The organism is Actinomyces sp. ICM47 (assembly GCF_905369875.1).
Taxonomy (GTDB): domain Bacteria; phylum Actinomycetota; class Actinomycetes; order Actinomycetales; family Actinomycetaceae; genus Pauljensenia.
This window is the reverse complement of the sequence record NZ_CAJPJE010000020.1, coordinates 1-12,934: the sequence shown is the minus strand read 5'-3', so window position 1 is coordinate 12,934 and position 12,934 is coordinate 1. Positions and strand designations below refer to the sequence as shown.

Here is a 12,934-nt window from a genome sequence, read left to right as displayed (position 1 = left end):
TGGTGTTACACCACTTAGTCGGGTATTACACCAGATAGGAGGTGGTGTAATGCTCCCTAACTGGTGCAGCGTCGCGCAGGTGATCGTTGGGGCGGGCGGATTGGAAACAGCTATGCGGATAGGTTACGAAGATACGGATAGGTTACGACGATGCGGATACCTTAATAACCTATCCGCGTGTGCATAACCTATCCGCATGCGAGCAACCTATCCGCGTGAGGGGCTGGGTTGGGCCGGGACGCGTGCGGCTGGCTGTCGAGACGTAATCTCCGCGCTGTGGCCCGGTGCCCCGCGGGATTATCTAACGCGCCCCGTGCCTGCAAGCGGTGCACGCCCGCGAACACCTGCCCGCGATGACCCGCTCTCAGCCGATCAGCGTCGACTGGTGGTGCACCATGACCAGACGTGCCTCGCCAGAGGTTGCCGGTGCCCACACGCTGGATTCCAGCGACGCGCCGCCCTCCCAACGCACCCGGTAGCGTGCCAGGAACGCTCCGCCCACATCGTGCACGTCAATGCGGCCGATGGACGGCGAGGCAGGAGACGGACCCCCCAGCGTTGTGGTCGCGCCTCCACCCGGCCAGATGCGCGTCGTGCGCTCGTCCATCATTGTCGCCAGCGCCCGCTCGTCGCCGCCGGTCCACGCCAGGATGAACTCGCGCTCGCGGGCGAGAGCATCCTCGATGGTCGGAGTGCTCACGGACGAGGTCGGGGCCGCCTCCGCAGGCTCGCTCGCCTCTGTGGGGGTGGAGAAAACGCTGGGATGAGAACGGAACGTCGACGTGGTGGCCTCGTCAGTGGTGGCGTCGCGTGACGCGTTCGTCGGTGCGTCAGAGATGGTGGCCTCGTCGTGCGGCTCGACCGACGCGGGCGCAGCGGACGCAGAGGTAGCGCGCCCGGGTTCCTGGCCTGCCGACGCAGAGCCGCGCGACCCGCTTGCACCTCCCCCGAACCCCGGGCCCGGCTTGGGTGTACGCCCGGCCTGGTAGGCCTCGGCGCACCCTCGCGCGAGGTCGTCGGCGCGCTCGTTCATGCGGTGGCCCGCGTGGCCCTTGACCCATTCAAAGGTGACGCGGCGCCCTTCCATGGCCCGGTCGATCTCCTGGATCAGCTCCAGGTTCTTGATGGGCTTCTTGTCGGCCTTCGTCCAGCCGCGCTTCTTCCAGCCGAGTCGCCACTTGGACACAACGTTGATCGCGTACTGCGAGTCGGCAAGGATGTGCAGCTCTTCGCCGGTCTCGGCCGTGGCCTCGAGCAGGCGCAGGATGGCGGTCAGCTCACCCAAGTTGTTGGTGCCCTTCGGCCAGCCGCCCGCGTCCCACGTGTCCTCGTCCACGTACCAGGCCCACCCCGCGGGCCCGGGATTGCCGAGGGAAGAACCGTCTGCCGCCGCCGTAATCGTCATGCCCTCATCCTATCGGCATCGCACGTGCCTGATCGGAAGAGGGACGAGGCCGGGGCCGGGTAGGGTCGGTGACCTACACTCTGGGGTGGGCGTGGCCTCGCCCGCTGCCGCGACGAGAGGGATAACGGGCATGGGGGATCGCCTGGGCGAGCAGCGCCAGACGAGTGCCGATGGGAAAGTGCACGGTGGTCCGACGAGGCCGAGGCGTGCTCGCCGATGGGCGCTCCTCGTCGTCGTGCTCTCGGTTGCTGTGCTCGCGTGGAGCTGTGCGTTTCACGGGGGTGTGACCCGAAGGCCCGTCAGTTTTCTGACGACGAGCGATGCGGTGATCGCGCTGCGGATCGGGCGCGGATGGACGACGGTGGCCCAGGATGAGCCGTACTATGACGGCTGGATCGTGCTCCTCGATGCCCAGGGGCGAGGCCAGGTGGCGTCCGTTGACGAGGTGGTCGACGGGGACGTGCTCTGGAGTGATCGTGGTGTCTTTTTTGGTTCGTCGAGCCATGACTACGTGACGACGGAGAGCGGAACGCAGCAGGTTGCGCGCAGATATGTGCGTGATGAGGATGTTCAGCGCTACGAGCTTTCCGGCGGAACACTCGCCGTCGTGAAAGAGGAGGGCGCGGGGTATCGGGTTGACTCCGTGCGCTCCGATGGAAGCACGTCGAGTGTCGACAATGCAGGCGTGCGCGGTGACGTCGGCCAGTGTGGGTCGCGGATCTTGGCGATCACGGACACCGTGCGCTCCGAGAGTATTAGGTCGGCAGCTTTCGAGGCTTACGCTGCCCAGTCGGGTGGCAGTGTTCCGGAGGCTCTGATGGTGGTCGTTCAGCTCACTGACCATGATGGCGACACTCCTCCAGTTCTCGCGGTCGCGCCGATGATCGATGGCTTGTCGTCGCGACAGCGTATGTTCGACTGTGAGGGGGATGTCATCACGATGCCGAGCGTGCGGGAGGACGAGGACGACGCCTCGCCCAGTGGCGTGGAGAGCGAGTGGAGAGGCATGGTTCTTCAGCGGTGGGATCTGTCTGCGGGGCAGCGCACGATTGTTCCCGTGGTTGACGAGGCCGGAAACCCTATCGATTTGGATGAAGGTCAGGGGGTCTCTGACTATGAGGCAATCCGCGTGGGCAATGAGTACAGGTTCGTGTCGTGGGGTGGAGATGCTTTCGCCGTCGACCCGGCGAGTGGCCAGGGGCGTTACTTGTTTTCGCTTGATGCGCCGACGTATGGGCCGGATGGCTACCTGGCGACGTTCCAGGTGAGTGAGAGTGGTGTCTACGCGCTCAAGGATCGCCGCGCTGACCGCGTCGTGACGCTCTCGTACAGGCCGTGGGAAGGCGGGCAGTGGCGTGACATCTTCACGACACGGGATCTGGCGGGGTACCTCAGGGAGGGTGTTGTGACGGGTGCACTCGACATTCAGTCCTTTGCGCTGCGCCCCGGCTGGGACGGCGGCGCGCAGTAACGCAAGATCCCTGTCCGCTCCACTCGTCTGGGAGGGGCGAGGCCGGCGTAACGCCTCGTGGTCGGTGTGGCGGATGTGGTTGGGTGTGGTGTCATAGTCGCGCATGTAGCGTGTGCCGGGCTGCTTGTCAGATATGGTAAATCGTTGAAATGTAGCCACAGAATTCTGTACATTTATCTCGTGGTGCTGATTGCATCGTTCGTTTCAATGATGAGATTGGATGAGAATCATGAGCTACAAATCGAGATTTTTTGCGATGGTGGCCGCTGCTTTGCTGGTTGTGTCCCTCCCATCTGCTGGGTATGCCGCTGGGCAGACTGAGGAGGAGCTTGCGCGTCAGATCCAGGCATATGTGCCGGGTATGGGCGTCGATGACATCCTCGCAGGTGCGCGCGAGTGGTCGGCTGAGTCGGGACAGGATGTGCGTACTGTGCTTGAAGATGCTCTGGAACAGGCTCGTGACAATCAGACTGTTCAACGCCGGTCGGGGATTTCAGAGCACGGATCAGGTGTTCGGGGTAAGGAATGAATCCTCATCGATTGAATTGTTCGCAGCTGGTCTGGTTTGCTTATGTGAGGGCGACGGGGACTGATATTGATGGTAATGGTGGTATGGGAGTTTATCCCAGGGATCTTACTGTCGGGTCATTACCCTATAATTACAAGACTATTTGGTAAATTGCTAATGGTGAGAAATGCGGTGACATGCATGGTGATCGCTCTTGCTGCGTTACTTTGTGTGTCGTGTTCAGCAGGTGGGGATATTCGTGTCGTCTCGATTGAGCAGGTCAGTACGGGCGAAGCGAACATCGTCGTGCGCATCAGCAATGGAGACTCGGCAGATAAGACGGGCTATCGCATGCGTGAAGGTTATATCGCCTTCTTGCATGATGATGGGACTGGAATTGTCGGCACCGCAGGTGCCATGGAGGGGGCATCTGTTCTCTGGTCGCCTCGTGGCGTCACATACGGGACCGCGACCTATGAGTACCTCACGACAGATGAGGGGACAACGCGTTTCACGCGTGAAACATCGAAACCATACGAGCTGCAGCGCTATGAGTTTCCGAACGAAGATGTGGGGGCGCTCTTTGTCCTTCAAGGACAACAAACCGTCGACGTATTAGGCACTGGGGGGACGCTGACATCGGTAGCTAACGCCGGTATTTTTCAGAATAACGGGCAGTGTGGGTCTCGTATCGTGTCGATCACTGATACGAAGCTGGCTCCGTCTGTTGCATTAGCGGCTTTTGAGGCATATTCCGCGCAGTCGAATGACGGTGAAGTACCGGAGAATATGGCGGTCGTTGTTCAGCTTACGGATCATGACGGTGATGTACCGCCGGTTCTTGCGGTCGCACCGATGATCGATGGGCTGACGTCGGGACAGAACATGTTCTCCTGTGAGGGCGATGTGGTGACGATGCCGAGTTTCCAGGCGACCTACCCCAACGCTTCGCGTGATAACGGACTCGATGCGAATGTGGGAACGATGGTTCTCCAGCGGTGGGACCTATCCACGGGCCAGCGCACGATCATTCCCGTAGTCGATGCGGAGGGAAGTGCCATAGAACTGAATGAAGAACGCACGATCCATCTGTATGAGGGGATCCAGGTGGGTAATGAGTACAGGTTCATCAGTGCAAACGGTGACGCTTTCGCGGTCGACGTGACCAGTGGGCAGGGACGTTACCTGTTTTCTATTCCCTCGCGGAGCCGTGACCATTCGACGGTGTTCCAGGTGTCTGCGACCGGTGTGTATGCACTTGAGGATCGCGGCGATGATCGTGTCGTCACCCTGTTCTACAGGCCATGGGACGGGGAAGAACAGAGGGAACTGTTCACGACATCAGACCTCGGCCGCTACCTCAAGGGGACGGCTCTCACGGGGCAGATGGACATTCAGTCCTTCGCGCTGCGCCCCGGCTGGGACGGCGGCGCGCAGTAACGCGGCGCAGTAACGCAGCACAGCCACGCCGCATCGTGCGCGGCACGACAGTGGGGGCGGTCTTCCAACGAAGACCGCCCCCACTGGCGTCTGTTGTTCACGGGCGCCGAGCGCTCGCGAACAGCATCACCGTCTACAGCGTGACGCCCACCTGGCCCAGCGCGAAGGCGAACTCCTCGCAGCGCGCCGCCCACCGGCCCTCGCGCCCGGACGGACCGGCGTGCCCGGCGACCATCTCGGTGCGCAGGATGATCGGACGTTCACGCGGGTCGCGCGCGGGAACAGACCCGGCCCCGGCCTCGTCCGTGGAGGGCACCTGGCCGGTGGCCTCGCGCAGGCGCTGCACCCACTTGGTGGGTTCGACGAACTCGACGCGCGTGTCGTTGACCGAGGTCGTTGCCATGATCGCGGGCAGGAGCACGCCGTCGGGCACGTTCTCGTACGGCGTGTAGCGGCTCATCGCGTCGAACACGGCGCGCGAGGTGAGCGGATTGCCCCACTCCTCCCACTCGCCGACGGTGAGCGGCAGGGTCGGATCCAGGATCGTCGTGAGCGCGTCCACGAAGGGCACGCCCGCCAGGACTGCGCGGAAGCGATCGGGGGCGGCGTTGGTGACCGCGCCCATGAGGAGGCCGCCGGCGCTGCGGCCCTCCGCGACCAGGCGGCCGGGTGCGACCCACCCGGAGTCGATCAGCCAGTCGGCCACGTCAATGAAGTCTGTGAAGGTGTGTTCCTTGACCAGCTCCTTGCCGTCCTCGTACCAGGCGCGGCCCATCTCGCCGCCGCCGCGCACGTGCGCGATCGCGTAGACGGTGCGGCGCAGGATCGGCAGGCGCAGGGTCTCGAACTCTGGGTCGTAGCTGACCTCGTACGAGCCGTACCCGATCTGCCAGCCCGCGTGCGTGCCGTCCGGGCGCGCGTCGCGGTGGTGGATGAGGGTGACGGGGATGCGGGTTGCGCCGTCGCGCGCGAGCACCCACACGCGCTCCTCGACGTACTCGGCGGGGTCCCAGCCGGGTGCCTCGCGGGTGCGCAGGGTCCGCACGGCAAGGGCCGCGGTCTCGCTTGTGTCCTCGGGGTGCGTGTTCTCGGGGGACGAGGCCGGGGCCGGGTCCGGGTCCGGCAGAGAAACCTCGGCGACCGTGGGCGGCACGGTCTGTGACTGGAACTCCACGCGCAGCGGATCCTCCCACGGGGTCGGCACAGTCGTGATCGTGCGTACCGGGGCGTCCACTTCGACGCGCCGCCACGTGGGCTTTTCCTCGCGGCGGTCCCATACGTCGATCTGCGTGAGCGAACCCGAACGAAGCGAGAGTGCCACGTAATCTGCGTGGGCCTCGACGTCGGTGATGCGCTCGCCGGGTCCGGGGCTGCGAAGCGGCTCCCACGACTCGAACGGGGCGAGGGGCGCGGGTTCGTCCTCCGGCAGGGGAGTGCCCGGCGCGCGATCCGCCAGCGCCTGGCGGCTGTACGCGGGGGAGGACGTCATGCCCAACTGTGCCAAGGCCTCGGGTAAACCCCCTGCGGGCAGCATCGCCTGCGCGAGCGAACCCTCCTGCGTCAGCCCCGTATGCACGATGAACAGGCGGTCGCCGGCCGATTCCGCCGACACCAGCGTGCGGGGGCGTACCGACATGAGCGGCAGCGGGCGCACGGACGGGTGGGCGGGCAGCCACAGCCACGCGCGGCCCGCGGTCGACGACGACGAATGAATGACGACGTGCCCCGGGAAACCCGACGGTGCGAACCCCATCTCGAAGCCCTCGTCCGGCTCGACCAGCAGCAGCTCGTCGGCATCGCGAGGCGTGCCCACGCGGTGCAACCACACGTCGCACGCGCGCCACGCGTCGTCCACGCCCATGTAGATAAAGGAAGCGGAATCATCCGCCCACGCGAAGCCATATCCGGCGTCCACAACAGCCTCGTCAATGACGCGCCCCGACGCCTCCTGCACGACCCACGTGTAGCGCTCATCCCCGCTCGTGTCCCGCGCCCACGCGATCAGTCGCCCATCCGGGGACGGGTACAGGTCCGCCAGGCGGAAAAACTCATGCCCGCGCGCCCACTCGTTCTCATCGACGAGGAGCTCCTCGCCCCGCGTGGGTACACCCGGAGAGGGGACGAGCGGGACCGGAACCCCGGCCTCGTCGCGCTCGACCGGCGCACGGTGGTGCGTCGCGTACGACTGGCCCTCCGCGAAACGCCGGAAGTACCAGAACTCGCCCTCGCGGATCGGAACCGTCACGTCAGTGAGAGCCGTGGAGGCCTTGACCTCCTCCACGAGGCACGCTGCCGCCTCGCGCGTCGGCTCGGTCACCGCGTCCGCCCACGCGTTCTCCGCCTCCAGGTGCGCGCGGACCTCGGGGTTATCGCCGTCGCGCAACCAATCCCACGGGTCATCAAAATGCTGTCCGAACTGGTCGCGCACCCGATATCCATAACGTTTCGGGGCTACCGGGGGAGTGTTTGGCGAGGCCTGGGGTGCCTCTCGCGGGATCGTCTCAGTCATGGGGACCATCTTAGAGGCGGCGACCTGCGGAGCGGCGGCATGGCGATGCCGACATACTGAACCGACGGTAGAAGCGCATGCGCGGGCATGCGACACTAGGGGAGTGAACGACGAACAACGCCCGCGCGGATCCGCTGCCGCGCTCGAACCCGCGGCCCCGGCGCTCGAACCCGCGGCGCTCGCGGACCCGCCCGCGTCTCGTCCCCAGCCCGGCACTCCAGGACACGTGAACGAGGGAGCCGCCCCGGCCTCGTCCATCGCCCAGCGTACCCTGGCCTGGACGCGCGAATTCATCCAATTCGGACTCGTCGGAGCGACCGCGTTCATCGTCGATATGGGGCTGTTCAACCTCCTCCAACACGGGCCGCTCGGCGTCCTCGCCGGCCACCCCAACGCCGCGCAATTCATCGCAGCCGCGACCGCCACGCTCTACTCGTGGATCGCCAACCGCCTGTGGACCTACCGCGGTCGCACCCGGGACAACGCCACCCGCGAAGCCATCCTCTTCTTCGTCGCCAACATCTGCGGTATCGCTATCTCGCAGTTCTGCCTGCTGTTCACGCACTACATCCTGGGACTCACCTCGGCGCTGGCCGACAACATCGCCGTCTACGTCGTCGGATTTGTGCTTGGCACCGCATTCCGATTCTTCTTTTATCACTACGTGGTCTTCACCGGACGTACGCGCGCGTAGGTTTGACGCCCGGCGGTAGGGTCGAAACGTGAAGGAAACGGTAGAACACTATCCGACCCCCGAAGAATCCATCGCCACGATGGTCACCATCGACGACACCGCCCTCGTGTTCGAAGGCGGCGGCATGCGCAACGCCTACACGGCCGCGCTCGTGAGCCGACTCATCGCCGAAGGTATCAACTTCCCCCATATTTCCGGTGTGTCCGCTGGATCCAGTCACCTGTGCAACTTCACCTCCCGCGACGCGATCCGCTCCCACGCGACCTTCGTCGACCTCGTCGAAGATCCTGAATTCGGTGGCCTCAAGCACTTCCGTAAGGGACACGGCTACTTCAATGCCGAGTACATCTACCAGCAGATCTGCTACCCCGACGGTGTCTTGCCCTTCAACATGGATACATTCCTGGCAAACCCGGCCACCACGCGCGTCGCCACTTTCAATGCCTCGCGCGGTGAAGAATGCTGGTTCTCCAAGGAGGAAATGAGCACGCTGGACGCGCTCGGTCCCATCGTCCGGGCCTCCTCCACGCTGCCGATCCTCATGCCACCCGTCGAAATCGACGGCGACACCTACGTCGATGGCGCGCTCGGCCCCAACGGTGGGCTCCCCTTCGACCAGCCGCTGCGCGAAGGCTACCGCAAGCTCCTCGTCGTCCTCACGCGCCCCCGCGACTACGTCAAGGCCCCCATGCCCGCCAGTGTCGGCGCGCTCCTGCGCGCCGCATACCGCCAGTTCCCGTCTGTCTTTGAAGGCGTGGCACAGCGCCCCGACCGCTACAACGCCGGGCGTAAGTTCCTCTTCGAACTCGAGGAACGAGGCCAGGCCTACGTGTTCGCGCCCGACAACTTGTGGATCAATAACACCGAGTCTCGGCGCGAACGCCTGGAAGCCACCTACCGTGCTGGCCTGGTCCAGGCCGTGCGCGAAATGCCCACGATCAAGGCCTTCCTGGGGCTGTAGGGGTTTCTGGATTCCCCGTGGCGCGTGCCCCGCGCAGCTTTCCGCGGCATGTCGAGCATTCGATCGAGATAGCGCCCAACCCCTACATCTAGGGGCGCTTATCTGCCAACGACCCCTAGATGCGGGGGTGCGACACGCCCAAGACCCCTCTCATTGATGGTGATGCGTAACACGATTCATATGGTTGGGGGCGGGTTATGCACAGCATGGTGACGATCCTGTCCACAGTGCACACAGGGTGCTGGGGCCTCTGGAGGACTCTCGTTTTACCTGCTTGGTGAGGCGAAAACCCACGTGTTTGCGCGCATCTGCGAGGGCCTTTGTCAGGGGTGCGTCAAGCGTGTGATCAAGGGGTGTGATCCTGAGTGCTCGCTCTGTCCACAGGTGTGCGCCCCTTGTCCACAGTCGAGGCGGTGCACACAACATCTAGGGGTCGGTTGCGAGGATGGCCCCAAGGTGTAGTGTTGTGGTGTTCGCGGCGAACGAGCCGCCAGAGAGTCAATTAGGTAAGCAACGTCCGGCCCCAAGCCGCAAGGAGACACGAATATGTCGATCACCGTCTACTCCAAGCCCCGCTGCCCGCAGTGCGACGCGACCTACCGCGCCCTCGACAAGCAGGGCATCTCCTACGAGAAGATCGACGTCACCCAGGACGCAGAATCCCTCGCCTTCATCAAGGGTCTCGGCTACCAGCAGGCCCCCGTCGTCGTGGCCGGCGAGGACCACTGGTCCGGCTTCCGCCCTGACCGCATCAAGGCCATCGCCGCCGCAGCCCTGGCGATGTCGGCCTGAGGCGCGTCGACAAGCCCCGGCCACTCGGCCGGGGCTTTCACATGTCCGGGTAGGGACGAGGCCGAGGCAACCCCGCGTAAACGCACAGATACGGGTCGCGTGGTGAGGAATGCGACAAGCCGTGTGACCAGGGGAAATGCCTGACCAGTGTGGCTAGCACACCTGCCCCATCCGGGCGCGCTCATGAGGCCTGCTGCTGCGTCAATGATCCCACAAGGGGACACGCCCCCACGTCACCGCGCCCAGGCCTCGTCAGTGAGACACTAGAAGCTCACCGTCCCGACAAGTCGGAAGGAACATCATGGGCAGCGTCGTCTACTTCTCGTCGGCGACGGGCAACACCCGCCGTTTTGTTGAAAAGCTTGGCCTCCCGGCTGCGCGGATCCCGTTGCGCCCCAAGGATGAGCCGCTGCGCGTGCGCGAGGAGTACGTGCTGATCGTGCCGACCTACGGGGGCGGCAATATTAAAGGCGCGGTTCCTAAGCAGGTCATCAAGTTCCTCAATAATCCCGAGAATCGTGCCCTGTGTAGGGGTGTCATCTCGTCGGGCAATACCAACTTCGGCAAGGCCTACTGCATCGCGGGCGACATCATCGCGGCCAAGCTGGGGGTTCCCCACATGTATAAGTTCGAGCTCCTTGGCACGCCTGAGGATGTCTCCAGAGTTCGCGAAGGACTGGAACAGTTTTGGCAGAAAACTACACCGACACAGGCGTAGAGGAAGCTCTCTCCCCGGAGCTGGACTACCACGCGCTGAACGCGCAGCTTAACCTGTACGATGCGGACGGACGCATCCAGTTCGACGCGGACCGTAAGGCCGCTCGCCAGTACTTCCTGCAGCACGTCAACCAGAACACGGTGTTCTTCCATGATCTGGAGGAGAAGCTGAAGTACCTGGTGGATGAGGGCTACTACGAGCAGCACGTCCTGGATCAGTACGACTTCGCGGATATTAAGGCGCTGTATAAGCAGGCCTACGCCCACAAGTTCCGCTTCCCGACGTTCCTGGGCGCGTTCAAGTACTACACGTCGTACACGCTCAAGACGTTCGACGGGAAGCGCTACCTGGAGCGCTTCGAGGATCGCGTTGCCATGGTGTCTCTGTACCTGGCGCGCGGCGACATCGAGCTGGCTCGCAGCTTCGTTGACGAGATCATGACGGGCCGCTTCCAGCCGGCCACCCCGACGTTCCTCAACGCTGGCAAGGCGGCGCGCGGCGAGCTGGTGTCCTGCTTCCTGCTGCGCATTGAGGACAACATGGAGTCGATCGCGCGCGGCATCAACTCTGCGTTGCAGCTGTCCAAGCGCGGCGGTGGCGTCGCCCTGCAGCTGACGAACCTGCGTGAGTCGGGTGCCCCGATCAAGAAGATCCAGAACCAGTCCAGCGGCGTCGTGCCCGTCATGAAGCTGCTCGAGGACTCTTTCTCCTACGCGAACCAGCTGGGCGCGCGTCAGGGAGCGGGTGCCGTGTACCTGCACGCGCACCACCCGGACATCATGCAGTTCCTCGACACCAAGCGTGAGAACGCGGACGAGAAGATCCGTATCAAGACGCTGTCCCTGGGCGTTGTCATCCCGGACATTACGTTCGAGCTGGCGCGCAAGAACGAGGACATGTACCTGTTCAGCCCCTACGACGTGGAGCGCGTGTACGGCGTGCCCTTCTCCGAGATTTCGGTGACGGAGAAGTATCACGAGATGGTGGACGACGGTCGTATCCACAAGAAGAAGATCAACGCGCGTCGTTTCTTCCAGACGATCGCTGAGATCCAGTTCGAGTCCGGCTACCCCTACATTGTCTTCGAGGACACGGTGAACAAGGCGAACCCGATCAAGGGTCGCATCACCATGTCGAACCTGTGCTCGGAGATCCTGCAGGTGTCCGAGGCCTCGACCTACAACGATGACCTGTCGTACTCGCACGTCGGCAAGGACATCTCCTGCAATCTGGGTTCGCTTAACATCGCGAAGACCATGGATTCTCCGGATTTTTCTAAGACGATTGAGATGGCGATTCGCGGCCTGACGGCTGTGTCCGACCTGTCGGACATCGGCTCGGTGCCGTCGATTGCGCGCGGCAACGCGATGAGCCATGCGATTGGCCTGGGCCAGATGAACCTGCACGGGTACCTGGCGCGCGAGCACGTGCACTACGGGTCCGAGGAGGCGCTCGACTTCACGAACATGTACTTCATGACGGTTCTGTTCGAGGCCATCAAGGCCTCGTGCACAATCGCGCGCGAGCGCGGTGAGCGCTTCGAGGGCTTCGAGGACTCGAAGTACGCGTCCGGCGAGTTCTTCCGCAAGTACATCGACGAGGAGTGGGCACCCGCTACGGACAAGTGCCGCGAGCTGCTCGCCGCCTCGTCCATCAAGGTCCCGACCCAGGCGGACTGGGAGGCCCTGGCTGCCGACGTCGCCACGTACGGCATGTACAACCAGAACCTGCAGGCGGTTCCGCCGACGGGTTCTATCTCGTACATCAACAATTCGACGTCGTCGATTCACCCGATCGTGTCCCGCGTGGAGATCCGCAAAGAAGGCAAGATCGGCCGCGTCTACTACCCGGCACCGTACATGACGAACGAGAACCTGGAGTACTACCAGGACGCGTACGAGATCGGCCCGGAGAAGATCATCGACACCTACGCGGTGGCCACCCAGCACGTGGATCAGGGCCTGTCGCTCACGTTGTTCTACCCGGACACGGTGACGACGCGTGATCTGAACAAGTTCTACATTTACGCGTGGAGGAAGGGCATCAAGACTCTGTACTACATGCGCCTGCGCCAGATGGCCTTGGAGGGCACGGCGGTTGAGGGCTGCGTGTCCTGCATGCTGTGACGTGACGCCCGTTTGTCGGGTGGTGCGGGGGTCGGGAAACCGGCCCCCGCACCGTTTTGTCAGGGACGAGGCCGGGGCGCGGTCCGCGGGAAATATACAGGTTTGGTGTGTGTGAGCCTCGCCGTCTATTCGGATTTTTGGAAAGCTACTCGTATGATGTGGGAGGTAAATCCCCTCACATCTTCCCGGAGTAAGCGATGAGCGATCCCATGAATCCCTACGGCGGCGGCGTCGGGGGCCAAGGCGGCTACGACCAGCAGGGTATGTACGGCGCTCAGGCGGCGTACGGTTCTCAGCCTGCGTATGGTGC

General features: G+C 63.6%; 10 protein-coding genes. 8 read left to right on the top strand and 2 right to left on the bottom strand.

The window, feature by feature from the left end; all coding sequences use genetic code 11:
• Positions 1-364: 364 nt before the first annotated feature.
• The gene (locus QZ149_RS05555) at positions 365-1,405 is read right to left on the bottom strand and encodes a ribonuclease H (protein ID WP_291450304.1); all 1,041 of its coding nucleotides are present in this window, start codon (positions 1,403-1,405) and stop codon (positions 365-367) included.
• 130 nt (positions 1,406-1,535) lie between these two features.
• On the opposite strand from QZ149_RS05555, the gene QZ149_RS05550 reads away from it, so the two are divergent.
• The 3 genes from QZ149_RS05550 to QZ149_RS05540 all read left to right on the top strand — a co-directional run bounded on the left by QZ149_RS05550 (position 1,536) and on the right by QZ149_RS05540 (position 4,824).
• Positions 1,536-2,876 carry a hypothetical protein gene (locus QZ149_RS05550; RefSeq protein ID WP_291450303.1) on the top strand — a complete coding sequence of 447 codons (1,341 nt, stop codon included), beginning with the start codon at positions 1,536-1,538 and terminating at the stop codon, positions 2,874-2,876.
• Between the two features lie 229 nt (positions 2,877-3,105).
• Positions 3,106-3,405 (top strand): hypothetical protein, encoded by a 300-nt coding sequence (locus QZ149_RS05545; protein WP_291450302.1) that lies wholly within the window; start codon positions 3,106-3,108, stop codon positions 3,403-3,405.
• 180 nt (positions 3,406-3,585) lie between these two features.
• Positions 3,586-4,824 carry a hypothetical protein gene (locus QZ149_RS05540; RefSeq protein ID WP_291450301.1) on the top strand — a complete coding sequence of 413 codons (1,239 nt, stop codon included), beginning with the start codon at positions 3,586-3,588 and terminating at the stop codon, positions 4,822-4,824.
• 133 nt (positions 4,825-4,957) lie between these two features.
• On the opposite strand, the gene QZ149_RS05535 is transcribed toward QZ149_RS05540, so the two are convergent.
• Complete coding sequence (locus tag QZ149_RS05535) at positions 4,958-7,342, bottom strand: prolyl oligopeptidase family serine peptidase (protein WP_291450300.1); 2,385 nt, start codon at positions 7,340-7,342, stop codon at positions 4,958-4,960.
• A gap of 94 nt (positions 7,343-7,436) precedes the next feature.
• Between QZ149_RS05535 and QZ149_RS05530 the strand changes: the two genes are divergently transcribed.
• From QZ149_RS05530 to nrdE, 5 genes are all read left to right on the top strand, one after another.
• A complete protein-coding gene (locus QZ149_RS05530) occupies positions 7,437-8,027 on the top strand; it encodes a GtrA family protein (RefSeq protein WP_291450297.1) in 591 nt (196 codons plus the stop codon).
• A 28-nt stretch (positions 8,028-8,055) separates the two neighbouring features.
• A complete protein-coding gene (locus QZ149_RS05525) occupies positions 8,056-8,988 on the top strand; it encodes a patatin family protein (RefSeq protein ID WP_291450296.1) in 933 nt (310 codons plus the stop codon).
• Between the two features lie 546 nt (positions 8,989-9,534).
• Entirely contained in the window at positions 9,535-9,780 is a 246-nt protein-coding gene (gene nrdH, locus QZ149_RS05520; protein WP_009648163.1) for a glutaredoxin-like protein NrdH, read from the top strand.
• A 301-nt stretch (positions 9,781-10,081) separates the two neighbouring features.
• Complete coding sequence (nrdI, locus tag QZ149_RS05515; protein WP_291450294.1) at positions 10,082-10,498, top strand: class Ib ribonucleoside-diphosphate reductase assembly flavoprotein NrdI; 417 nt, start codon at positions 10,082-10,084, stop codon at positions 10,496-10,498.
• Positions 10,468-12,624: a class 1b ribonucleoside-diphosphate reductase subunit alpha gene (nrdE, locus tag QZ149_RS05510; RefSeq protein ID WP_291450293.1), complete on the top strand. Its 2,157-nt coding sequence runs from the start codon at positions 10,468-10,470 to the stop codon at positions 12,622-12,624. Before nrdI ends, nrdE begins: the two co-directional genes overlap by 31 nt.
• The last annotated feature ends 310 nt before the right edge of the window (positions 12,625-12,934 follow it).